Below are 22781 nucleotides of genomic sequence, written 5' to 3' on the forward strand. Positions count from 1 at the left end.
CCTTACCTCGATGGAGAATTTTAAACCGAACCATGTAAGGAGACTAAGCTGATGAAAAACATTCAAGAAATATTTGTTGTGGACGACGACCAAGGCATATTGGATTCTTTTGATGCGCTGCTGGGAGATGATTACCCTCTTGCTATGTTCAATGACAGTTCTAGAGCCTTACGGTTGTTGTATGAAAAAAATCCGCGTCTGCTTTTCCTGGATATCAAAATGCCGGGGATGAGTGGGATCGAAGTCCTCAAATGGATTCGGGACAAGAAGCTTGCCACCAAAGTAGTGATTGTAACGGCCTTGCCTCAATCCCATTATGAGGAATCCGCCCACCAGTACGGGATCTACCGATATCTGAAAAAACCGCTTGACATCGATGAAGTAGAGGAGATCACGCGCGAAGCGTTGCATTGATAGGAGGGAGGCGGGCATTCAATAAAAAAGTTGAAATATCTGCAATGAAAGCCTATGTTAATTTATTATTTTCGCAGGCTAGAATGCTGTGCCAAGGGTTGGGTTCAAGTGCTCTGTTCGTTCTGAAGAGGTATTGAAGGATGAATGCGTTCATGCTTCGATACCTCTACATGGAGAGGGGTGGTCTGCGCTGAGAAGTCCTGCAACTGAGTCATCTTGCGCATCGATTTTTAAGGGATGTCATGGTCTTATATACTTTGGTTTTGAAGCGGCTTTTGGGAACCGTAATTCGACGAAAATGAGGAAGATTTCATAGATGGCAGATAGAGACACTCCCATTTTGATCATTGACGATGAACCATCGGTTATCGAAGGCCTCACAGAATTTTTGGATGACGAGGGTTTTGAAGTTCATCAAGCACTCGAAGGGAAAAGCGGTCTCGATGTCTTTCGCCAAGTGAATCCTCACCTTGTGATGACCGATTTACGGATGTCCGGTATGTCCGGCATCGAACTGATCGGGGAAATTCGAAAGATCAATGCACACACCCCAATCATTGTCGTTACCGGATATGGTACTCTGGAATCGGCCATAGATGCTATTCGGCTGGATGTCTTTGATTTTATCACCAAGCCTATTGATCTGAATTCTCTCAAGTCGACTCTCGATAGAGCCCGATCGTCCCTTCAGTCAGCGCGAGAAGTTCAGAATGAGATGCTGGATTTGCGCAACCAATTACAGGAATTTCAAGAGCAGTGGAAAGAACAATTGAAAAAGTTTTCCGAAGTTGAACCTCTGATTCATACGGGAAGGCTGGTTGCGGGAATTTTACACAATCTCAACAATCCCCTGACCTATATTATGGGACAGGCAGAATTGTTGCAGCTTACCCATCCTGAAGTGGAGAATCTTGGCAGCATTAAGAACCAGGCTGTTCGCATGAAAAGAATCATGACGACCATCATGAAACGGGTGAAAGAATCGCAGACCCGTCAATCGGAATGGTTGCAGTTCAATGAAATCCTCCAGGAGGAAGTTTTTTTCCTCGAATCGCATCCTTATTTCAATGCCGATATCAAAAAGGACTGGCAGTTAGCACCCGATCTCCCTGAGTTCAAGGGGATTGCTGCCGATTTTAGCCAAATTTTCGGCAACATCTTGAGAAATGCTGCCGAAGCGATGAAAGACGCACCCGTCAAAGAGGTCCTTCTTAAGACATGGCACGACAGTTCAGGAATCCATCTGATCATACAGGATACAGGGCCCGGTATTCCCAAGCCCTTGCAAGAAAAGGTTTTTCAACCCTTCTTTAGCACCAAATCGACCAGCATGGGTGCTGTAGGAAGCATGGGGATGGGAATTGGCCTGTATCACTGCAAGGAACTCATACGCCAGTATGGTGGCTGGATAGAATTGGAGAGCGAACCTGGACAGGGTGCCAGATTTATCATCCATCTTCCCCTTCACTTGTGTAAATCTTCTTCTGACGATTAAGATCTCAACATTCACAGAAAAACTTTATTCAATCCCATCTTGCGGTTTATGTAAATTCCTGGGCGGACTGCTGACCGGGGGCTCATAAAAGGCAAGAGGGGAGAGGGGGAGATCTTTGTGCTTGCGATGGTTGATCATTTCACTTTCGTAGAGGCGGCGTCCCCTCCTGCGATTAAAGATGGTCGCGGTGGGGACTCAGCTGCTACATGATGGCCAAAAGTCTTTATCCGTGTAAAGCATGTGTTTGAAAAGAGAGGAAAATATGAATTCTAAAGAATTCCAGCTGGGGTGTGAAGTCTTTCTTCAAGATCCTCCTTCATGGTTTCGGAATCGACGCCTAGGATTGTTGGTGAATCAAGCTTCAGTCAGCCAATCTCTGGAGCATGTATCGGATCTGATCCTCTCGGCTGAAGGGAACTTGACTTGCCTTTTTTCTCCGCAACACGGTTTCTATGGGGAAAAACAAGCGAACATGCGGGAGTCGTCGGATGGTTGGGATTCGTTTCGTGGGGTTCCCGTTTTCAGTCTTTACGGCGATGTTCGGCAACCGACACCAGAAATGCTTGAGAGGATCGATGTGCTTTTGATCGATCTTCAGGATGTAGGAACGAGGGTTTATACATATGCCATAACGATGGGGCTGTGCCTTGAATCTGCCGCAAATGCCGGAATCAAGGTAGTGGTGATGGACAGACCCAACCCTATCAATGGGAAACAGATCGAAGGCAATTTGCTGCGAGAAGACCATCGCTCATTTGTGGGACGCTATCCCATTCCAATGCGGCATGGGCTTACCATGGGAGAAATGGCCCGTTATATGGTCAGAAAGTGTCATATTCCGTGTGACTTGGAGGTCATTCCCCTTAAAGGATGGCGGCGGAGAGATTTTTTCCCCGAGACAAAAATGCAGTGGGTCTTCCCATCCCCTAACATGCCTTCGTGGGAGACTGCATTGCTCTATCCTGGAATGGTGCTCCTCGAGGGTACAAATGTGAGTGAAGGGCGTGGAACGACCCTTCCATTTCATATATTTGGTTCCCCATTCTTGGATCAAAAAAAATTTAATGATTGTTTGAAAAGATCCGAACTAAAAGGTGTCTTTTTCCGCCCCATTTGTTTTGAGCCTGTCTTTGATAAATATGTTGGTGAGTTATGTTACGGTTTCCAGATTCATATTACGGATCGGAAATCGTTTCGTCCTTACCGATTGGGGCTGGTCTTGCTTGAAACATTCATTCATGTGCATGGAGACGATTTTCGTTGGACTCCTCCACCTTATGAATACGAATGGGAAAAACTCCCTATCGATATTCTGTTGGGTGATGGAACGCTGAGGAAAAGGCTTGAGGATGGGGCAGACATTAAGGAATTGGAATCAGGATGGGAGCAAGAGCTCAGGGCGTATCGGAGCGAATGTAAGGATTGCCTGCTTTATCCCGAATAATACTTTTTTCTTTGAGACGTTCGGATTTCTTCAGGTCATCGATTGGGGCAACTCCTGAAAGCGGGTTGCGGACAAATCTCTATTCTTCGGGCTCTCGGAGGGAGTAGAGAGGCCAGGAGGCGTAACCGTTGAACTCGCCACACCCCCTTTTTGTGTAAGCCTTTTTGTTTAGAGAACAAATAGGGAGTCGAGGTAGGAGGTTTGCTGGCGGCCAGAGGTATCAATGCAACAGGTTCCCGATGCGATTCCAACGAATGTAGCTTTCTGTTGGGTTCCACGTCAGTTTTCCATCCCCGTTCCACGACCAGTATATGATAAAGGCTTCACCTTTTAGTTCGTCCATGTCGACGAATTTCCAGAAGCGACTGTCAAAACTTTCATCTCGATTGTCGCCCATAACAAAAAGGCTGTGGGGAGGAATTAAAATCGAATCCATATTGTCTCTTGGACTGACACTTGCAGGCAAGATCCTGGGATCGCTGTGAACGACATAGGGTTCAACAAGAAGCTGGTCGTTAACATAGACTTTCTTGTCCTGTATCCGAACGGTATCCCCCGGAAGGCCAATGACCCTTTTAATGAAATCCTTGGAAGGATCTACAGGATAGCGAAAAACAACAATGTCCTTTCGCTCCGGGTCTCTAAAATGCAGCAGCTCTTTGTTGAGGATCGGGAGTTTGATACCGTAGACGAATTTATTGACGAGGATATGATCTCCGACGAGCAGGGTGTTTTTCATGGAACCGGATGGAATTTTGAATGCTTGCACGACGAAGGCCCTGATCACCAGAGCAAGTAGGACGGCAATAATGATAGCCTCGGCATATTCTCTCAACAAGCTTTTTGAACTGTTTTTCTCTACTTCGTTTTCTTTTGTGCGGTGCAATTTCGAACCCTCCTGTAGAAGTTTAAGATACTTTCACTTAGCCTTTTAATTTAATTCGTTTCGGTCAAGTTTACAATCGGTGATGGTAAAGTGGAAAAGCAGTTAAAAGTCAATCAAAACCTTCGGCCGCTCTTGGAGTGATACTTCTCTATGTTCGGTAAAAAAGAGAATATAATCGGTTTAGATATAGGTTCTCACGCCATCAAGATCATCCAGTTGGAAGAGAGAGACTCCAACCTGAAATTGCTGAATCTTGGTGTTATTCCTATCCCTAAAGAGGCGTTTGGCGAAGGGAGAATGACTCGGCCCGAGTTGGTTGGGCAATGCATCCAGCGGCTGGCGTCTAATTTGAAGATTAAGGACAAGATCGTCTCCTGTGCGGTTTCCGGTTACGAAGTCATGATCAAGAAGCTTGAACTGCCGATGATGACAGAGGATGAACTCGGTTCGAGGATGCAGACGGAACTGAGGCAATACATTCCTTACAACATCGAAGAAGTGGACGTGGATTATCAGATCCTGGGGCTTGCAAAAGAGCGTCTCAATTATATGGATGTTCTCCTGGTTGCTGCCAAGAAGGAATCCATTCGAGAGTATGTCGGCCTGCTGGAATCTGCAGGATTTCAGACCGCGGTTTTGGATGTGGACTTTTTCGCCTTGTGCAATGTCTTTGAAGCGACATACGGTTTCGGCGAGGAAAGTATTGTCCTATTGGATATAGGAGCAAATAAGGCGTTGATGAATATCATCAACCGTGGAATTCCCGTTTTTACACGAGGTTTATCCATCGGAGGAAATCAGATCACCGAGAGGATTCGTCAGACTTTCCGGAATTCTTATAATGAAGCGGAACGCATAAAACTCGGAGAACTGACAGAAGATGTTTCCAAGAAAGAATTGGAAGAGATATTCACTTCGATAGTCAGGAACTGGGTAGCCGAGTGTAAAAGGGCTATTGACTTTTATTACAGCAACTATCCGGAGAACAAAATCGAAAAGGTGTTCCTAAGTGGAGGATCATGCACTATTCCCGGACTTGAAAGGGTTTTTCAGGAAAACACGGGTGTGGCTGTGGAAGTCTTTAATCCTTTAACTAAAGTCTCATCTGATCCCAAGACTTTTGATCCTGAATATTTGGACCAGATTGGACCCCAAATGGCTATTTCATTAGGCTTGGCCCTAAGAAAGACCAAAGAGAAATGATACAGATCAATTTACTTCCGGTCCAGACCAAGAAGAAGAGGGAAACTGTAAGGCAGTTCCTTTCCATCTATTTGGCAGGCATATTTCTGACGGCTGGAGGGATGGGATACTTGTGGTATTCCAAGGCAAATCAGATCGAGTCCTTGACTGCACAGGAATCTCAATTGCAGGTAGAAGTGAAAAAATACTTGAAATTCGAACAGATGCTCAAGGATCTCACCAAGAGAAAAGAACTGGTCGACAAAAAACGCAGTGTGATTGATGGCCTTCAGAAAGATCGAGATACGATAGTCCGGATGCTTGCGCTGCTCAGTGTAGAGTTGCCTGCAGACAAAATGTGGTTCGAACGGTTTAGCCAAAGTGCCGGTACCATCACATTGGATGGCTTGGCCTTGAGCAATGAGGCGATTGCCGAGTTTATGAGAAACTTACAGTCTTCTCCTTATGTGATCAAAGGTAGTGTAAATTTGACGCATTCGCGTCAAACCTTAATCAGTAATATGAAGCTCAGGGAATTTCAAATCAGTTACCAGTTTATTCCTTACTCTCAACTGAAAACACAGCCACAGCCAGAGACGCAAAAACCATGAGAATGCAATTCCTTGAACATGCGACGGTAAACGAGAAGATTTCATCACTGACCCTTGTTCAAAAGATTTTGCTCTTTGCAGGGACCTTCATTGTGTTGACGGGGGGGTTTTATTTTCTCGTCTATAAGGAACAGCTGGAGACGGTTCAACGCCTGGAAAGCAGTATTTCCGGTCTTGAAAATCGCCTGGCGACTCTGAAGAAGGCTGCACAGCAGGTCGAAATCCTTGAAAAGCAGCTTGCGGAGTCTGAAGAGAATTTTTCTCAATTGCTGGCACTTCTTCCAGATCAGAAGGAAATTCCTGCGTTGCTCGATAGTGTTTCGGAACTTGGCGCACAGGTTGGACTGGAAAACATTCTCTTCCAGCCTCAGGCGGAGCAACCTCGAGAATTTTATGCGGCCATACCCATCCGATTGGATCTTCTCGGCACGTACCACGAAGTGGGGAGCTTTTTTGACAAGGTCAGCAAATTGAACCGTATTCTCAAAGTTCAAAATGTCAGCATGACGCGTCAGAAACCGTCATCCGTCCTTAAAGTTGACTGCACTATAGAAACATATCGTTTTGTGGATACACCCCTCCAGGGGGATGGGGTTGCAAAGCAAGCAGGTAAGAAATAGGCAGATATTGCTCGTGAAGGTAGGGGGCGCCGGAGGGCAAATATCGGAGCTTTTGTAAAGAGGTAAGAGCAGCGAAAGAGGGGGAAACATGTATAGATTCTTGCGAGGTACGAAAAGCTCTTGTATTGGTGCTATCGTCCTTCTGCTTGTTTGGGGATGTGCCGGAACGGGTACGGTGGGAAGCAATCAAAGTAATAACACCCTTCCGGGAGACCAGACAGTCGGGAATATGCCGCAGGAACCCATGGGTGCACCTAAGGCGACCGTCAGCCTTCTGAAAGTTGATGTTCTGGATGATGTCGTGACGACGATGGTGCGAATCGGGGCCAGCAGCCCACTGCACGACTATCGGCTTGAAAAATTGGGAGAAGATGAATTTTCGCTCGATCTTGCGGATATCACGGATCGGATCAATTTGCCCGTTCTCCCCGACAGCTCAGAGAAAGTGATGTTACGATACTCCGAATCGCGATCTCCTGGAGGAATCCAAATATTGGGGACTCATCACCGGCCTCTTGAAAACTACATATTGGATAGTATCGGAAATGAGCTCATCCTGACCTTATATTTTAAAAATGACGATAGCCCTGTGTTGCCCTCCCCAGTAAAAGCTTCCTGGAAATCCGCTCATGACCGTTCTGACAGCCCTGAATTGAAGACGATGAACGTTTCTGCTACAAAAGGACCGGCCGTTTTGGGGGATTCGATGAAAACCTCCGCAAATCGATGTGCTCCCTCCGCGACGGACAATATATCCCTTCCAGGTACTGAAACTTCTTCTTTGACCGAACCGCAACCCTCTACAAAAATGTTTCAAAAGCAGTATACCGGCAAACCCATCAGCCTGGATCTCCTGGACGCCGATGTGAGGAATGTGTTGCGGCTTCTTTCCGACATCACAGGCAAGAACATCGTGATTGAACCGGATGTTGCGGGCAAGGTGACCTTGAAAGTTGAGCAGGTTCCCTGGGACCAGATTCTGGACATGGTTTTGGCCATGAATGATCTGGGGAAGGAACAGGTCGGAAATGTCATTCGCATTGCCAAGAAGGGGAAGCTGAAGGATGAGTGGGCTCAAAAAGCTGAAGAAATCCGTGCCAAACAAGAGCTTCAAGAGGTCGCGAAAGACGTTGGAGAGATCGGCACGGTTTACTTTACAGTCAACTATGCACTGCCGCAGGATATTGCAGCCAAGTTATCGGAAAGCAAGAGCGAACGGGGTAAAGTCTCTATCGACGAACGAACCAGCCTGATCATCTATTCCGATTATCCTTCGCGCGTTGAAAACGCGAGGCATCTTCTGGCCCGCTTGGACAAACCAACACCTCAAGTGCTCATTGAAGCCAGGATTGTCACTCTTCGCACTCAGGCTTCCCTGGATCTGGGAATCGACTGGAGCCTGTCGACAGAGCATACGACTGTGGACCCCGGCCTTACTCAAAATTACCAAATCAATATTCCTTCAGCGGGTCCATCCTCTTTTGGGCTCGAGCTCGGCCAATTGATCGGAAAGACTTTTTTGCAAGTCAATGCGGCCATTTCGGCGCTGGAAACGTCCCAGGACCTTAAGGTCATCGCTGCACCCAAAGTGCTCACTCTCGACAATGTTGAAGCGGAGATTTCACAGGGAACTCAAATACCTTATCAGAACTTCAGTGGTGCCGATGTCAATGTGACCACTACCCAGTTCAAGGATGCGGTTGTGGAATTGAAGGTTACGCCCCACATTACGCCTGACCAGAAGATCAGGTTGAAAATTCAAGCCAAGCAGGATGAACCAGGTACGGAGTATAATGGGCAGGCATCCATCGATACACGCAAGATCACCACGGAACTGCTTGTAGATGATGGGAACGTCATCGTGATCGGTGGAGTCATGCGTGATAGGGTAGATACGAGTACGAATGCAACACCCGGTCTAAACAAGATCCCCCTGGTAGGAAGGCTTTTCAAGTCAGACAGTTCTAATACGGATAAGACTGAGTTGCTGATATTTATCAGTCCAAAGATAGTGGAGCCCCGGAAACGCGTTCAGGGGGCTTGATAAGAATGGCTGAGATGAGTATTTTTATACAAAAAACTTTTTATACAGTGAGTTTTTTGTGATAGTAGTCAGCATATGAGGATGGTGGAGAAAATGGCATTTGGGGGTTGAGCATCAATGCAGATCATGAGGTTGGATGGCAAGATGAAGTTTCCTATCAATATGTTATTGTTGGCTTTCTTTTTGTCCGCCTGTTCCATGCAAAATTCCGGATCCAAACTCGAATCCGCAAGAGTTGATAAAAACTGCAAACCTTCCGGAAATCTATCTCAACAAAATGAGTCCCATGAAAAGGGTGCTCTCAAGGTGGACTATCTTACCCCTTTGTGCAATATTTCGGCGCCGGAGGTTTTTGTATATAAAGAAAAACGTCGACTTTACGTTGTTCAATCCAATGTCCTTGTAAGAGATTATCCCGTGGGACTCGGATTTCATCCGCAAGGTGATAAAGAAAAAGAGGGTGATGGTCGGACCCCTGAAGGGGAATTTTGGATTTGTGTGAAGAATGCAGCGAGTCAGTTTGGAAAATCTCTTGGACTGAATTACCCGGACAAGAAACACGCTGAAAGAGCTTTTTTTGCAGGTATCATAAGCCCCGTTGAATTCAGGGATATCCTGCTGGCTTTTGAGAACAGGGATAAACCACCATGGAACACCGTCCTTGGTGGAGAGATCTTTATTCATTCAGGAGGGGCCCATAAAGATTGGACGAACGGCTGTGTAGCTCTTTATGATAGCGATATGGAAGAATTGTTCAAAATTGCCGCTGTGGGTACGCCCGTATCCATTCGGCCCTGAGCACTCCGGTTAGATCCTTGGCACATAGGGAGCCAAGATAAGTTTTTTGACCTATGTCGGCGGAAAATGCACCCATGTATGGATATGACATTCCAGGAGGTGATCTTCCGCCTTCTTGTTTTCGCCGCGTGACATTTTAACTATGCCGCAATCACCGACGGCACCTGGCATCAATTTCTTTTACTTTACATCGCCTGTTCCTGAGCGCAGCGAATAGCTTCCTCATCCTGCCATTCACGGTATACTTTCATTACATATTTTTTGGGAAAGGCGGCATGCCCCAGATACATTCGATTGGCTTCCAGGTATTCCTGTTTCATTTTTTCCAAGACCACCTTCATTTCAACGTCTGCAATAAAATTGCGAAATTTTTCCTGCCGAAATTCTATTTCTTTTCCTTTAGCTTTTCGAAAAGAGTTGAACGCACTGAGAGGGTCTTCAAAATCATTGAAGTACTCCTGTTTGATTTCAACGGTCATGGAAACCAGAAGCTGCACCTGGTATCTGCCGCCGGTAATGGGTTTTGAAAGATCGTAAAAATGTAAAATCAAACCATTCTCGAGTTCCACAGTCTCCATTAAACGCTTTTCCGATTGCATGAGATTCTCTTCCTTTTCCTTGATTTACACGTGTTATTTGTGGGGGAATTAGCTCAAAGATGTGCACAGATCAAGAATAAAAAGATAAGCCCTGTTGACTCGGAATGCGCAAAACGCTATTAACTCCCATGATCGGAACGGTCACAATGAAGAATGAAAAAAGGCAAAAACAATAGGGAAAGCGGGAAACGCTCTTGAAAAGAGATGTCAGCCTGAGCCATGAGCCTTTTTTCATATCAGGCAAAGGGGCTGAAATGCCATGGGGCATATTGAATCTTTGTGCTTTATGATGCTTTTTTGAACCCTGTAGAAGGATTCCATCAAGAAAGAAATATTGTATTTTCCCTTAACATTTCCAAACTCCTGTAAATCAGACGAGGTCATTTCAAGATGGAGAGAAAGTGTATTGAAGTAAGGTGGCATGGACGCGGAGGACAAGGAGCTGTTACGGCGGCCAGTATTCTGGCGGAAGCGGCGTATTATGACGGGTACAAAGGTGTGACTGCAGCTCCTTTCTTTGGTGCTGAGCGCAGAGGGGCGCCCATCATCGCCACCAATAGATTTTCATGGGTACCCATCCGCACATTTTCATTGGTTGAGCATCCCGACATCGTGGTGGTCCTGGATGAAACTCTGCTCCACGTTGTGGATGTCTCTCTTGGCGTCAAGCCCGATGGCATCGTGCTGATCAATACTTCAAAAACCCCTGATGCATTTCAACTCAAGAATCCCATCAATATCGCCACCACCAATGCGGAAAAATGGGCTAGGGAATCAGGTTTGGTAGTGGCGGGATCGGTTTTGTTCAATACGACGATTTTGGGCGGTTTTGCAAAAGCAACCGGATTGATCAGCCTTGCCAGTATTGAGAAGGCGCTGCGCAATCATTTCCCTGGGGAAGCGGGAGAGAAGAATGTACACGGAGCGCGTCTGGCATATGATGGAACGAAAGTCATGCATGAATGCACTTTGGCCTGTTGTGCTTGATGACCGTGACGGTCATGGATCTGTGGATATTGGAAGGAAGAGTTGATGAGCAGCGAGAAAAAGGACAAATTCACTTACGCCCATTCAAAATTGTGTAAAGGGGAAGCCGGAAAAACCGGGGACTGGCGTTCTTTCAGACCCGTGATCGATCATACGAAATGCACCCCCACAAAGAACCAGAGACCTTCATGTTTTATTTGCTGGTTGTATTGCCCCGAGGGGGTGGTCAAGAGGACCATACCCGTCGAAATAGATATGGATTATTGCAAAGGTTGCGGAATTTGTGCCGAAGAATGCCCGACCAAGGCCATTCAAATGGTTGAGGAAGAGAAAAAAGCTTAGCGAAGCGATAATTGAGCTGATTTCGGTTCCTGGAATCACCCTGAGAGTTCCATGAAGCAGGCCGACAATCATGAGATAGATTTGTCGACCTGCTCACTTCATCAGCACCATTCATTTTTTCTTATAAAATCGCTCTTTTTCACTATAAATGCATCCACAATACTGCTGACGATACATTCCCATCGTCTTGGCTTTTTCCTGCCCTTCTCGCCATCCTTCACGAAAATCTTCATAATAGAATGGTATCCCGAATTTGCGTGAGGCTTCCACTGCAAGGGACCGGATGAGTTCATGCTTTTGTTGCCGGCTGTAGAGCAATGTGGATGTAAAAGCATCGAAGCCGCTTTTTTTCGCGAGACGGGCTGTGGCTTCCAACCTTTTTGAATAACAATGAATGCAGCGTTGATGTTCACGAAATGCCACTTCACGAAAAAAGACCTCTAAATCGTAGTCCCACCGAATAATGAGCTGAAGCTCGGATTCCTTGCAAAAAGATTCAAGCGTAGTGAAGCGCCGTTCGAATTCCTGGTAGGGGTGAATATTGGGATTGTAGAAAAAATCATGTACGATCCAGCCCTGAGTACGGAGTTTTTCCAATGGATAAATCGTGCATGGGGCACAACAGGAGTGAAGAAGTATTCGAGCCATTGCAGTTGCTTTTCTTTTTAGTGAGCTATGGTTTTCATGCAGTTTAGCAGCTCAGATTTGTGACTGTTGGCTTAACTGTTCCAACAATCTTCCCGGCAGTCCGTCAAAGCTTCCATTGCTCATGCACAGCACCAGATCGTTGGACGCACAGTATTGGGACAGAAATTCTATGAGTTCCTCTGTTGTACTGAAATAATGAGCTTCTTTTCCTCGAAGGACAATGTCTTGAACGAGCTTTTTCGCATCCAGCCGTTCCTGTGGCGAAATGCTTTCCATCCCTTGAGGTTGCTTGATGCAGATGCAATCTGCGCCATCGAATGCCGAAGTGTATGCAGAGTGAAAAACCGAACGTCTACTCGTGTTCGTCCGTGGTTCAAAGGCCGCGATGAGACGCCTCTGCGGATAAAAGAGCTTCAAGGCATCTATGGTCTCCTTGACAGCCGTTGGATGATGGGCGAAATCATCCATGATGAGCACTCCTTTGGTTTCACCGATAAGGTCCTGCCGGCGCTTCACGCCTGGAAATTTCAAGAGGGCTTCCTGAAATGTTTCCATGGATATTCCAGCGATGTCTGCAGCCGCCATGATGCCCAGTATGTTGCTCACGTTATGCCTGCCCGGAAGATGAGAAATCATTGATCCCGGTGTTGCCGAATGCGGCGATTGATAAGTGAAACGAATTTCTTCCGGGCGGAATTCAACTTCGTGGATGCGCCATTGCGCCTTATCCGACCATCCATAAGTAAGGACCTTACCCTTGCAATTCCGCCCCACTTCCAGGCAATGGGGATCATCGGCATTGATGATGAGGTAGTCAGAAGGAGCGATCAGTTGCGCAAAACGGTGAAAAGCACTCAATACGGCTTCAAAATTGGGAAATATGTCCGCATGATCGTACTCGATGCTGGTGATGATCCCGATATGAGGTCGATAATGTAAAAATTTTGATCCCTTGTCGAAAAAGGCCGTATCATATTCATCCCCTTCCAGGACCATATAACGTCCATTTCCAATCCTGTAACTGCGTTCGCAGTTTTTCAGAAAAGCGCCGACAAAGGTGCTCGGATCCAGGCCGGCATAGGTAAGAATCCAGGACAATAAGGAAGATGTAGTGCTTTTCCCATGAGTGCCCGCTACAACGATGCTCTGGTGCTTGCATAAAAAAAAGCGGGAAATGGCCTCGGGCATGGAAAGATAGGGGATGCCTTGATTCAGTACCTGCTGTGCTTCAGCATTTTCCCGGCGTATCACATTTCCAATGATCACAAGATCCGGCGGATATTTTGAAAGATTCTCCACATTGTATCCTTTGAAGAGGGGAATGTGGAGGGACTCGAGATGATCACTCATTGGCGGATATAGATTCACATCCGATCCAACAACGAAATACCCTTTTTCTTTGAGCATAGTAGCCAGAGTTCCCATGGCAATGCCACCAATACCCATCATGTAGACCGTTTTGACATTTCCATCAGACATTGAATGAATCCATTATGAGGTTGTGTAGTGTAGGGCGAAAAGCCTTCAATTTATCGTTTTGCCGTGTGGGATAGACACGATTGGTCAGGAGGATGATAAGAATCTCTCTTTCAAGATCCATCCAAAACGAAGTTCCCGTAAAGCCCAAATGGCCGACACTGCAAGGTGAAAAATATTTCCCGGCACTCGATTGCGTCATGCTGGGGGTGTCATAACCCAAAGCCCAGGTGCTTTCTGGAGCCATTTTTTGTTTTTCCCAAAAAACCCTGACAACTTCAGGCGAACAAAATCCTCTTATGCTACCCCGATATATATTCCAGAGAAAAGAAATCAAGCGAAAAATCTCCCTGGCTGTGCCAAAGAGGCCAGCATGTCCGGCGATCCCCCCAAGAGAATATGCGTTTTCATCATGCACCTCCCCTTTGAGGATGCGTTTTCTCCAGGGACAATATTCAGTCGCAACAAAGGAAACCGAGTCGTCTTTTATTCGTGCTCCGGTTGCGGAATATGCTGCAGGTTCATGCCGGTTGACAGGGGAATGAGGCCTTGCATCCATATCGATCATAACGGGAGAGTCGGTAGGGACATAACCTACCTGCATCGGACGAAAAGTCGGATATGCCGTGAGATTTGCAAGAGAAGGTTTCCACATTCGAGTACATGTGTACAGCTTTTGAAAACAATCAGAGGCCAGGAGGCTGAGGGGCTTATGGAAAACCTTTTCTAGAATCATGCCTAAAAGAATGAATCCCAAATCGCTGTAGTGGCAGACTTTGCCGGGAGCTGAAATCAATGGGGTTTTCAATATCTTTGATTGGAGAACGGTGGGTCTCTGTTCCACAGGATTGGCGATGAGTTCTCTGTAAAACGGGATGTAGGGCGGGAGTCCTGAAGAGTGGTTCAAGAGTTGCCGAAGGGTGATTCGTGATTTATGAATGTCCAGACTTGTTGATGGGAAAAAGCGGTGCAGTTTATCGTCGATGTCAATTCTCCCCTCCTGTATGGCATACATACAGAGAGTGGCCGTCAATAAGGGTTTAGTAAGTGAAGCCAGGTCAAATCGTGTTCGAAAATCGACGGCAGAGCCTCCCCACTGCGTATATCCCCATGTTTTTTCAAATAAAATGGAGTCTGGGTTACCCACGAGAAGACTCGCTCCGGAAAACACCCGTTGCCCCAATGCTTCTTTGAAAAGCTGATTCAATGGGGATGCCACATTACGGAGACCGTCGCCGGTCGAAGGGGATTCGCTCATGGATGTGCTGGACTTATGACCTGGAAAAATCGACCCATCGTGGTGTTGAATTCCGGAAAGGGAGCTCAACTGGGCGGAGGATGCCCTGGCGAGTGTCCAGGTTGAAGGGAATGCCGAATGGAATGACCTCGTTTTCAAAGGTATGGCCGAAGGGGAGGTTGGCCACAACGGGAAAATGGAAGGGTTGAACCGATTCCATAACCGTTTCCCAAATCTTGGTAACTTCCCCGCAATCCTTGAATCGCCCCAGAACGAGTCCCGCAAGCCGCTGGAGGATTCCGGCCAGCTTGAGATGGGCAAGAAGGCGGTCCAGGCGATAAAGAGCTTCATTGCAATCTTCAATAAGAAGGACTGCACCTGTCAGATCCGGAAAATAGGGGGTACCCAAAAGATGGGTGAGGCAGGTAAGATTTCCACCGATCAAAAAACCTGTTGCTCTTCCCTTTCTAAGAATTTCAAAATCATTGAGATTCCAAGAAAAATCGTTTTTCCCCCTGAGCGTTTTGAGAACGCTTTCAAGCCGTTCGGGAACCATGTCCAAATCGATAAGATTAGGGCCGTGAAATGTAATCCATTGCATCTTGCATTGGAAGGCAAGGTGGAGAAAAGTGATATCGCTGTGGCCAAGGAATATCTTTGGTGTTTTCTTAAGGGTTGAAAATGGCAGCCAGGGAAGCATGCGTCCGCTTCCGTATCCCCCCCTGATGCAAATGATGGCGGAGATGGAGGGATCACAGATAGCGCGAATCAAGTCCTCGGCACGCTCGGCTTCTGTCCCGACAAGGTAATTCTTTTTGCAGAAAATATGTTTCCCTGGAGAAATACCGAATCCGGCATTTTCCATGATTTTACAGGCCCGCAGGAATTTTTCCTGATCAAAGGGGCTGGATGGCGCCACAACGGCAATACGGTCACCCGGTTGAAGCGGACTGAAAATCATAAGTTCTTGCGGTTCCTATCGAAAATGATCTGAAGGCCTTTTAGCGTCAAATGATCGTCCACTTCGTCAATGGCGGGACACTCGCTCGCGATGAGCAAGGCCAATCCTCCAGTGGCAACAACCTTGAGGTCAGAGTTGACCTCCCTCTTCATCCTGTTGATGATGCCTTCCACGAGCCCGGCGTACCCGTAAACGATGCCGGCATTCATGGATGTGATGGTGTTTTTGCCAAGAACCGATCGCGGTCTGGCGAAAATTTCGACTCGCGGCAGTTTGGATGTCTTGAAAAAGAGAGCTTCGCAGGAGATCATAATACCCGGACTGATCACTCCCCCCATGTACTCTCCCCTGTCCGAAACATAGTCAAAAGTTGTAGCAGTCCCGAAATCAACAACGATAAGCGCCTTCTTGAACAACTCATAAGCTGCTACAGCGTTTACTATTCGGTCCGCGCCTACTTCTTTGGGATTATCATAGAATATGGGCATGCCGGTTCGAATGCCGGGACCTACCACAAGAGGCGTAATACTAAAATATTTCTTGCAAAATCTTTCGACGGCATTGAGAACGGGTGGAACCACACAGGATATGATTATATATCTGACCCGCTCAATGGGGTGGGCGTGGGCTGCAAAAAGGCTGCGGATGGTGATTCCATACTCATCCACTGTCGTATTGACATCGGTCCGGATGCGCCACTCGTCAACGAGTTGGTCGTTCTCGAAAAGTCCAAGTACCGTATTGGTGTTTCCTATATCCATGGCTAAAAGCATATGGTTTACCTCGTGATGGATAGCAGACGCAGAGCAGATACACTCAAATGTGTGGCTGAATGACTTTTCAGTTCAAACTGCGGCATTTGATTTTCTCTCTCCAGCGATGCCCAATGAGAAAGTGAAAGCCACTCTTGTACGAAAAGTGGATCTCTGATCACGTTTGCGACCTTGCTCCTATGAAACGTCACCACCCATGTATTTTTGGATGTTTTCCGCCATTTCCTGAGCTACTTCATGGATCAAGTCATGGTCGGAACCTTCCACCATCACTCGAAAGACAGGTTCCGTGCCTGATGGCCGAATCACGAGGCGTCCTTCTTCCCCCAGTCGTTTTTCAAGTTTTTCCTTCAGGAGAACAAGCTCCGGAATCTCATCGATGGATCTGCGATGAGTGACGGGGACATTCACCAAAGTTTGAGGGAAGTGTTCCATAACCCTTTTCAATTCGGACAAGGGGCGATTTTCACGCAACATAACAGCCAGGACCTGGAGTGCAGAAAGAATGCCGTCCCCCGTGGTACTGCAATCGAGAAAAATCAGGTGGCCCGACTGTTCTCCGCCGATGTTGCAATCATGCTTTCGCATGCATTCGACGACATACCGGTCTCCAACGGGGGTTCGCAGGAGTGTTCCTCCTTGTTTGCGTAAGGCGATTTCCAACCCGAGGTTACTCATAACGGTAGCCACCAGAGTGTTTTTGTTGAGGCTCTTTTTCTTGAGAGAGTGGCTTGCACAGATGGCCATCAATTGATCCCCGTCCAGAATCTCGCCCTTTTCATCAGCAACAATGATGCGGTCTGCATCTCCATCGAATGCAAGACCGGCATTGGCGCCATGCTGGCGAACGAGGGCGGCCATGTGCTCCGGATGAAGGGATCCACAGTCCTGATTGATATTCGTCCCGTTGGGATTGTTGCCCGTCAGAATGACTTCTGCACCCAGTTCCTCGAAAACGGTGGGAGCGACCCTGTAAGATGCTCCGTGAGCGCAATCGATGACAAGCTTGAGTCCCTCCATGGATAGATCTCTTGGAAAAGTTGTTTTGAGGTAGACAATGTAACGACCCTGAGCGTCGTCAATCCTGCGAGCGCGTCCAATTTCCGATGCCGAAGGGCGCGAAAGGCGTTCTATTTCTCCACTCAAAATGAGCTGTTCTATATGCCTTTCGGTATCGTCTGGCAATTTGAATCCGTCTGCAGCAAAAATCTTGATGCCATTGTATTCGAAAGGGTTATGAGAAGCGGAAATGACTATGCCGGCATCCGCCCGCATGCTCGTAGTGATGAATGCTATTCCTGGAGTTGGAAGGGGTCCCACGAGGAGGACATCCACCCCCATGGAACAAATCCCAGCGGTGATGGCATTTTCTATCATGTACCCAGAAAGGCGAGTGTCTTTGCCAATGATGATCTTGGGGCGTCTGTGGCTGCTCTTGAAAACGTGAGCGGTGCTGAAGCCGACCTTCATGGCGAGATCCGTCGTCATAGGCCATTCGTTTGCTATTCCTCTAATGCCATCCGTTCCAAAAAGCTTGTCCATCTCGTACTCCTAAAGCAATGCCTGAAAATCAGCAGTAAATGCAACTGTAGAATGCGGAAAACTCTCGCTCAGAAAGATTGACAAAAGTCCGACCCAATGGCCTTGATTGTCCAAGGAGTATTACAGAGCTTCCCTGATGGCGTCACTCATGATAGCAACTTGTTTGTGGATTTCCACATCATGGGCTCGAATGATGTGTGCGCCCGCGGCAATTCCAAAACTGTGAACAACCGCCGTACCTACTTCACGATCGTCTGCGGAGCGGCCAAGAATGCTTCCAATGAATCTCTTGCGGGAAGCTGCAAGGAGAATAGGACGGTCCAGGCATTGGAGAAGCTCCAGGTTGCGGATGAGAAGCAGATTGTGTGTGATGTTTTTTCCGAACCCGATTCCGGGATCCACGATGATTTGGCTGCGATCGACTCCATGCCGGGAGGCAAATTGAATGCGTTCCTCCAGGAACGCTATGATTTCGGAAAACAGGGAAACATAGGAGGGTGACTCCTGCATGGTCTTGGGTTTCCCCTGCATGTGCATGAGAATGAGCGGAACGCCTGTATCGGCCGCTACACGAACCATCTCTTCGTCAAATCGCAGGGAACTGACATCATTGATGATGTCAGCCCCTGCGTCCAGGGCCTGTCGAGCCACTTCAGCCGAGGTGGTGTCGATGGAAATGGGAATATCACTGCTCTCGCGGATGGCTTCAATTACCGGGATCACTCTCTCCAATTGAACCTCCGGTGAAACAGGATCCGAATTCGGTCGCGTAGATTCGCCACCGATATCCAGAATATCCGTACCTGCGACGATCATGTCGAGTGCCTGCTGCACAGCGGAGTGATAGTTATAATACTTGCCGCCATCGGAAAAGGAGTCGGGGGTCACGTTGAGAATGCCCATGACCCTTGTGTATTCCCCCAATTCTATCGGCTCTGATTTTGTTTGAATCGTATAGTTCTTGCGTGGAAAAACACCCATCCTGTCATTTCTCCGGTGAATTCGTTGTACTTTCCTTTTTGGAAGGGTCCTCTACTTTTTCGGATACTTTCATCCCCTCAGGGTTTTGAACAAATGCAGGATTGGATGCAGGTGCTTCAAAAGATTCGGGAGCTATCGGTTCAGGTTCCTCCTCCTTTGGCGGTAACCGCTCTAAGAGCTCAGGTTTGACCTCTGCAATGATCTTGTCCATATCCCGAAGATCAAGGGTTTCCCGTTCAAGAAGAGTGTCGGCAATCCGAACCAAAACTTCCATATGCTCTTTCAGGATGTTTTTGGCACGCTGATAGTTTTCTTCGACGATTCGGCGAACCTCCCTGTCGATTTCGATGGCTGTCGATTCACTGTAATCCCTGTGCTGAGCGATTTCCCGTCCCAGGAAGACCTGTTCCTCTCTTTTTCCAAAACTGAGAGGTCCCATCACTTCACTCATCCCCCATTCGCACACCATGCGACGTGCCATTTGAGTGGCGCGCTCAATGTCATTGGATGCACCCGTGGTGCGCTGGTTGAAAACCACCTCTTCCGCTACTCGACCTCCCATCAAAATGGCGATGCTATCGAGAAGATAATCCCTTGAATAAGTGTGGCGGTCATCCTGAGGAAGCTGTTGAGTGAGCCCCAGTGCGCGTCCGCGTGGTATGATGGTGACCTTGTGCAGGGGATCTGCGTGGGGCAGGAGCCTTGCCACCAGGGCGTGACCGGCCTCATGATATGCAGTGGTACGTTTTTCTTCTTCACTCAAGATCATACTCTTGCGTTCAAGCCCCATCATGACCTTGTCTTTGGCCGATTCAAAATCGGACATATCGATCTGGTCTTTATTTTTTCGGGCTGCCAGGAGGGCAGCCTCGTTGACGAGATTTTCGAGATCGGCCCCTGAAAAGCCGGGGGTTCCCTTAGCCAGGGTTTTTGTGTCCACGTCCGGGGCAAGAGGTTTCTTCTGCATGTGAACCTTCAAGATTCCGATACGACCACGAATATCCGGTACGGGAACCACGACCTGGCGATCGAATCGACCCGGGCGCAATAAAGCGGGATCCAGAACATCGGGGCGGTTGGTTGCAGCGATGAGGATCACGCCTTCGTTGGATTCGAAACCGTCCATTTCAACGAGGAGCTGGTTAAGAGTTTGTTCCCGTTCATCATGGCCGCCACCGAGTCCGGCGCCGCGGTGACGCCCCACGGCATCTATTTCGTCAATGAAGATGATGCAGGGAGCATTTTTTTTGCCTTGCATGAAGAGATCTCGGACACGGGATGCTCCGACGCCTACGAACATTTCGACAAAGTCCGACCCGCTGATGCTGAAGAAGGGAACGCCGGCTTCCCCTGCAATGGCTCGCGCCAGAAGCGTTTTTCCCGTTCCCGGCGCACCCACCAGGAGAACCCCCTTGGGGATTCTGCCTCCCAATCGAGTGAATTTCTTGGGATCTTTTAAAAATTCCACAATTTCCTGCAGCTCTTCCTTGGCTTCATCCACACCGGCTACATCATCGAACATGACTTTCTTTGCGGTTTCATTGAGCAACCGGGCGCGGCTCTTTCCAAAGCTCATGGCTTTTCCACCACCCATCTGCATTTGGCGCATAAAGAAAATCCAAACTCCAATCAATAGAAGCATTGGGAACCAACTGATCAGTATGGTCATGTACCAGGGGGATTCCTCTTCGGGCTTTGCCTGAATATCTACACCGTGTTCTCTCAGCGTGCGAATGAGATCTGAATCGCGCGGCATGAAAGTACGGAATGGTTTACCATCTTTGCTATATGTCCCGAGGATATGATCCCCTTGAATTGTTACCTGTGAAACTTCGCCTTTTTGAACTGCAGCGAGGAACTGGCTGTAGGTAGTTTCATCTCTAGAACGTTGAGGCTGATGAAACATGTTGAATAGGAGAATCACCATGAGGCTGATGACCAACCAAAGGGCTAAATTCTTATAAAACGGACTCAAGAGACAAGCCTCCTTAAAAATGATGCGGTTGAGTTGACGAGCAGGGGCTTTCAAGAATCAGACCTGGAAATCCTCTATACGGAATGCAAGTCTTTTCTGTACAACCCATTGACCCCGCAGGGGAATAGAACGCAATATTGGCGTACTCAGATCAAATATTTAAAGGTTTAGCAATACTTTAATCTGAAGAACTCAATATAGTCATGTAGATACCGATTGGAAAGCCCAACATTTCCAAGCTTACGTCGATTCTATAGCAGATTCCGTTTCAATGGAAAAGGACCATTCTTACTAAAGAAGGGGAAATCCTCAACTCGGCTGTAGGCGTTATTCTCATTTTCAGTGCAGTTATTACAGAAGCACACTCGAAAAATGGTTCATTCGTAGCCGTTCAACCCTCTTTGCCTAAATCCGCAGATTATGTAGATGCCGCAGAAAGGGAAAAACAGCCGATTTTTGAACTTTTCTTATTCTCTGCGGTGGATGGTTACGTTCGTTCCACCAAAATGATCAATGTGCTCCACTTATCATGTTTCCGTTTACATAAACCCTCTCGGGTTTGTTCAATGCGTCCGGCAAACAGGATGGGGGTCCTGCGGTGATAACAAAGGTCGCAGCTGCGCCTGATCTTATTTCACCGAGCACATCGGATAATCCTATCAATTTTGATCCATTGGCGCTGCAGCATTGAATCACTCCTTCAAGGGAAAATCCTGCGGCGATAAATAGCTTGAGTTCTTCAACAATCGATGCGCCATGATGAATTCCTAGTCCTCCACTGTCGGTTCCCACCGCCAGCAAAACCCCAGTCTTTCGAGCATAGGCAATTTGGTCCAACTGGTGCTCGAGGTTTTGGCGCGCAATATCCAATTCCTGTGCCCCGGCGGGCAATTCTTCTGAATAAGCCTTCATCGTACAGGCTGTGGGAACCCAGAATCTGCCCATCTCCGCCATTTTTTCAAGATTCGTCTTGCCCATGAAAAATCCGTGCTCTATGGAATGGCAGGCAGCTTCGAGAGCCTGTGCAACGGGGAGTATCCCGTTAGCGTGGACCATGGTTTTCAAATGATGTTCCAGGCCAGCCTGGACTGCCGCCTTCAGTTCCGAGACATGAAACTGTGGAGGTGTTTCTTTGCCGAAATGCTTTAAACTGTTCAAACCCGAATTGATGATCTTGATGTGGTCGGATTGTCTGTTTTCCTGGGTGATGGATTCCGCCAATGTGAGTCCTTCCAGGGGCGTGCGTCCGATAAGCCTTCCATAGCGGCCGGGAGCGTGCCAGGCTTTGCCTGCCGCTTTGAGATGGATTGGATAACCTTTAAAAAGAGGGTCTTCGAGTTTATAACGCAATGTATGGCCGTTTGAATCCCCGCCGTCTCTCACGGCCACTATTCCGTGCGAAAGATGTTGATGGAGATGCTTTGAAATGAGAGGGGCTGCCTCCGTATAGCCGAAGGTCAGTTGTTTTTGGCGAAACTGCATATCATTCGTTCCCGACATGGTCAGGTGAACATGAGCATCGACCAGGCCGGGCAAAAGGGTGCAGTGAGACAGATCTTCAATGGCGGTATCTTTGACTTTGGCCAAGGCTTCCGGTCGCATCTCTTTTGCTGAACGGATGCAGTCTTCCTCAACGGACAAAAGCACATTGCGTTTTATGGGACCGCCTGTCCCGTCAATAAGATGACCCACCAGGAGGTGAAATATTTTACTCATGTTCGAAACCCTTCTAAAATGTTCAGAATCTCTTTTCTTGTCTTCATGAG

The 22781-nt window shown here is 47.6% G+C and carries 21 protein-coding genes; 10 read left to right on the top strand and 11 right to left on the bottom strand.

Annotated features, from left to right (window positions below):
• Positions 1–51: 51 nt before the first annotated feature.
• The 3 genes from QMG16_RS03075 (at position 52) to QMG16_RS03085 (ending at position 3353) form a co-directional block, all read left to right on the top strand.
• A complete protein-coding gene (locus tag QMG16_RS03075; RefSeq protein WP_281792201.1) occupies positions 52–414 on the top strand; it encodes a response regulator in 363 nt (120 codons plus the stop codon).
• Between the two features lie 316 nt (positions 415–730).
• A complete protein-coding gene (locus QMG16_RS03080) occupies positions 731–1909 on the top strand; it encodes a sensor histidine kinase (RefSeq protein ID WP_281792202.1) in 1179 nt (392 codons plus the stop codon).
• 262 nt (positions 1910–2171) lie between these two features.
• Positions 2172–3353 carry an exo-beta-N-acetylmuramidase NamZ family protein gene (locus QMG16_RS03085; protein ID WP_281792203.1) on the top strand — a complete coding sequence of 394 codons (1182 nt, stop codon included), beginning with the start codon at positions 2172–2174 and terminating at the stop codon, positions 3351–3353.
• 220 nt (positions 3354–3573) lie between these two features.
• Here the strand turns inward: QMG16_RS03085 and lepB are convergent, their stop codons facing one another.
• Positions 3574–4239, bottom strand: a complete 666-nt coding sequence (gene lepB / locus QMG16_RS03090; RefSeq protein WP_281792204.1) for a signal peptidase I — start codon at positions 4237–4239, stop codon at positions 3574–3576.
• Positions 4240–4389: 150 nt separating this feature from the next.
• On the opposite strand from lepB, the gene pilM reads away from it, so the two are divergent.
• From pilM to QMG16_RS03115, 5 genes are all read left to right on the top strand, one after another.
• Positions 4390–5442: a type IV pilus assembly protein PilM gene (pilM, locus tag QMG16_RS03095; protein WP_281792205.1), complete on the top strand. Its 1053-nt coding sequence runs from the start codon at positions 4390–4392 to the stop codon at positions 5440–5442.
• A complete protein-coding gene (locus QMG16_RS03100; protein WP_281792206.1) occupies positions 5439–6032 on the top strand; it encodes a PilN domain-containing protein in 594 nt (197 codons plus the stop codon). Before pilM ends, QMG16_RS03100 begins: the two co-directional genes overlap by 4 nt.
• A complete protein-coding gene (locus QMG16_RS03105) occupies positions 6029–6652 on the top strand; it encodes a type IV pilus inner membrane component PilO (protein ID WP_281792207.1) in 624 nt (207 codons plus the stop codon). Before QMG16_RS03100 ends, QMG16_RS03105 begins: the two co-directional genes overlap by 4 nt.
• 244 nt (positions 6653–6896) lie before the next feature.
• Complete coding sequence (locus QMG16_RS03110; protein WP_281792208.1) at positions 6897–8696, top strand: type IV pilus secretin PilQ; 1800 nt, start codon at positions 6897–6899, stop codon at positions 8694–8696.
• 306 nt (positions 8697–9002) lie between these two features.
• A complete protein-coding gene (locus tag QMG16_RS03115; protein WP_281792209.1) occupies positions 9003–9494 on the top strand; it encodes a L,D-transpeptidase family protein in 492 nt (163 codons plus the stop codon).
• 185 nt (positions 9495–9679) lie between these two features.
• Here the strand turns inward: QMG16_RS03115 and QMG16_RS03120 are convergent, their stop codons facing one another.
• Positions 9680–10093: a hypothetical protein gene (locus QMG16_RS03120; RefSeq protein ID WP_281792210.1), complete on the bottom strand. Its 414-nt coding sequence runs from the start codon at positions 10091–10093 to the stop codon at positions 9680–9682.
• A gap of 390 nt (positions 10094–10483) precedes the next feature.
• Between QMG16_RS03120 and QMG16_RS03125 the strand changes: the two genes are divergently transcribed.
• Both QMG16_RS03125 and QMG16_RS03130 read left to right on the top strand, forming a co-directional pair.
• On the top strand, positions 10484–11080 hold the full coding sequence (locus QMG16_RS03125; protein ID WP_281792211.1) for a 2-oxoacid:acceptor oxidoreductase family protein: 597 nt from the start codon (positions 10484–10486) through the stop codon (positions 11078–11080).
• Between the two features lie 45 nt (positions 11081–11125).
• Positions 11126–11422 (top strand): 4Fe-4S binding protein, encoded by a 297-nt coding sequence (locus QMG16_RS03130; RefSeq protein WP_281792212.1) that lies wholly within the window; start codon positions 11126–11128, stop codon positions 11420–11422.
• Positions 11423–11533: 111 nt separating this feature from the next.
• Here the strand turns inward: QMG16_RS03130 and QMG16_RS03135 are convergent, their stop codons facing one another.
• The 9 genes from QMG16_RS03135 to QMG16_RS03175 all read right to left on the bottom strand — a co-directional run bounded on the left by QMG16_RS03135 (position 11534) and on the right by QMG16_RS03175 (position 22731).
• On the bottom strand, positions 11534–12070 hold the full coding sequence (locus tag QMG16_RS03135) for an epoxyqueuosine reductase QueH (protein ID WP_281792213.1): 537 nt from the start codon (positions 12068–12070) through the stop codon (positions 11534–11536).
• Between the two features lie 51 nt (positions 12071–12121).
• Positions 12122–13549, bottom strand: a complete 1428-nt coding sequence (locus QMG16_RS03140) for a UDP-N-acetylmuramate--L-alanine ligase (RefSeq protein WP_281792214.1) — start codon at positions 13547–13549, stop codon at positions 12122–12124.
• Positions 13542–14804: a serine hydrolase domain-containing protein gene (locus QMG16_RS03145; RefSeq protein WP_281792215.1), complete on the bottom strand. Its 1263-nt coding sequence runs from the start codon at positions 14802–14804 to the stop codon at positions 13542–13544. Before QMG16_RS03145 ends, QMG16_RS03140 begins: the two co-directional genes overlap by 8 nt.
• A 13-nt stretch (positions 14805–14817) precedes the next feature.
• The gene (locus QMG16_RS03150; protein WP_281792216.1) at positions 14818–15744 is read right to left on the bottom strand and encodes a S66 peptidase family protein; all 927 of its coding nucleotides are present in this window, start codon (positions 15742–15744) and stop codon (positions 14818–14820) included.
• On the bottom strand, positions 15741–16517 hold the full coding sequence (locus QMG16_RS03155) for a type III pantothenate kinase (RefSeq protein ID WP_281792217.1): 777 nt from the start codon (positions 16515–16517) through the stop codon (positions 15741–15743). The genes QMG16_RS03150 and QMG16_RS03155 overlap by 4 nt, the downstream gene beginning before the upstream one ends.
• A gap of 177 nt (positions 16518–16694) precedes the next feature.
• Entirely contained in the window at positions 16695–18059 is a 1365-nt protein-coding gene (glmM, locus tag QMG16_RS03160) for a phosphoglucosamine mutase (RefSeq protein WP_281792218.1), read from the bottom strand.
• Positions 18060–18179: 120 nt separating this feature from the next.
• A complete protein-coding gene (gene folP / locus QMG16_RS03165; RefSeq protein ID WP_281792219.1) occupies positions 18180–19040 on the bottom strand; it encodes a dihydropteroate synthase in 861 nt (286 codons plus the stop codon).
• A 4-nt stretch (positions 19041–19044) separates the two neighbouring features.
• Positions 19045–21015, bottom strand: coding sequence for an ATP-dependent zinc metalloprotease FtsH (gene ftsH / locus QMG16_RS03170; RefSeq protein ID WP_281792220.1), 1971 nt, complete (start codon positions 21013–21015; stop codon positions 19045–19047).
• A 510-nt stretch (positions 21016–21525) separates the two neighbouring features.
• Positions 21526–22731 carry an amidohydrolase family protein gene (locus QMG16_RS03175; protein WP_281792221.1) on the bottom strand — a complete coding sequence of 402 codons (1206 nt, stop codon included), beginning with the start codon at positions 22729–22731 and terminating at the stop codon, positions 21526–21528.
• Positions 22732–22781 lie beyond the last annotated feature (50 nt).

The organism is Desulforhabdus amnigena (genome assembly GCF_027925305.1).
GTDB classification, from domain to species: domain Bacteria; phylum Desulfobacterota; class Syntrophobacteria; order Syntrophobacterales; family Syntrophobacteraceae; genus Desulforhabdus; species Desulforhabdus amnigena.

Coding starts and splice junctions, on each gene's coding strand:
- QMG16_RS03075 (WP_281792201.1), top strand. CDS start 52: ATGAAAAACATTCAAGAAATATTTGTTGTGGACGACGACCAAGGCATA.
- QMG16_RS03080 (WP_281792202.1), top strand. CDS start 731: ATGGCAGATAGAGACACTCCCATTTTGATCATTGACGATGAACCATCG.
- QMG16_RS03085 (WP_281792203.1), top strand. CDS start 2,172: ATGAATTCTAAAGAATTCCAGCTGGGGTGTGAAGTCTTTCTTCAAGAT.
- pilM (WP_281792205.1), top strand. CDS start 4,390: ATGTTCGGTAAAAAAGAGAATATAATCGGTTTAGATATAGGTTCTCAC.
- QMG16_RS03100 (WP_281792206.1), top strand. CDS start 5,439: ATGATACAGATCAATTTACTTCCGGTCCAGACCAAGAAGAAGAGGGAA.
- QMG16_RS03105 (WP_281792207.1), top strand. CDS start 6,029: ATGAGAATGCAATTCCTTGAACATGCGACGGTAAACGAGAAGATTTCA.
- QMG16_RS03110 (WP_281792208.1), top strand. CDS start 6,897: ATGGGTGCACCTAAGGCGACCGTCAGCCTTCTGAAAGTTGATGTTCTG.
- QMG16_RS03120 (WP_281792210.1), bottom strand. CDS start 10,093: ATGCAATCGGAAAAGCGTTTAATGGAGACTGTGGAACTCGAGAATGGT.
- QMG16_RS03125 (WP_281792211.1), top strand. CDS start 10,484: ATGGAGAGAAAGTGTATTGAAGTAAGGTGGCATGGACGCGGAGGACAA.
- QMG16_RS03130 (WP_281792212.1), top strand. CDS start 11,126: ATGAGCAGCGAGAAAAAGGACAAATTCACTTACGCCCATTCAAAATTG.
- QMG16_RS03135 (WP_281792213.1), bottom strand. CDS start 12,070: ATGGCTCGAATACTTCTTCACTCCTGTTGTGCCCCATGCACGATTTAT.
- QMG16_RS03140 (WP_281792214.1), bottom strand. CDS start 13,549: ATGTCTGATGGAAATGTCAAAACGGTCTACATGATGGGTATTGGTGGC.
- QMG16_RS03145 (WP_281792215.1), bottom strand. CDS start 14,804: ATGAGCGAATCCCCTTCGACCGGCGACGGTCTCCGTAATGTGGCATCC.
- QMG16_RS03150 (WP_281792216.1), bottom strand. CDS start 15,744: ATGATTTTCAGTCCGCTTCAACCGGGTGACCGTATTGCCGTTGTGGCG.
- QMG16_RS03155 (WP_281792217.1), bottom strand. CDS start 16,517: ATGCTTTTAGCCATGGATATAGGAAACACCAATACGGTACTTGGACTT.
- glmM (WP_281792218.1), bottom strand. CDS start 18,059: ATGGACAAGCTTTTTGGAACGGATGGCATTAGAGGAATAGCAAACGAA.
- folP (WP_281792219.1), bottom strand. CDS start 19,040: ATGGGTGTTTTTCCACGCAAGAACTATACGATTCAAACAAAATCAGAG.
- QMG16_RS03175 (WP_281792221.1), bottom strand. CDS start 22,731: ATGAGTAAAATATTTCACCTCCTGGTGGGTCATCTTATTGACGGGACA.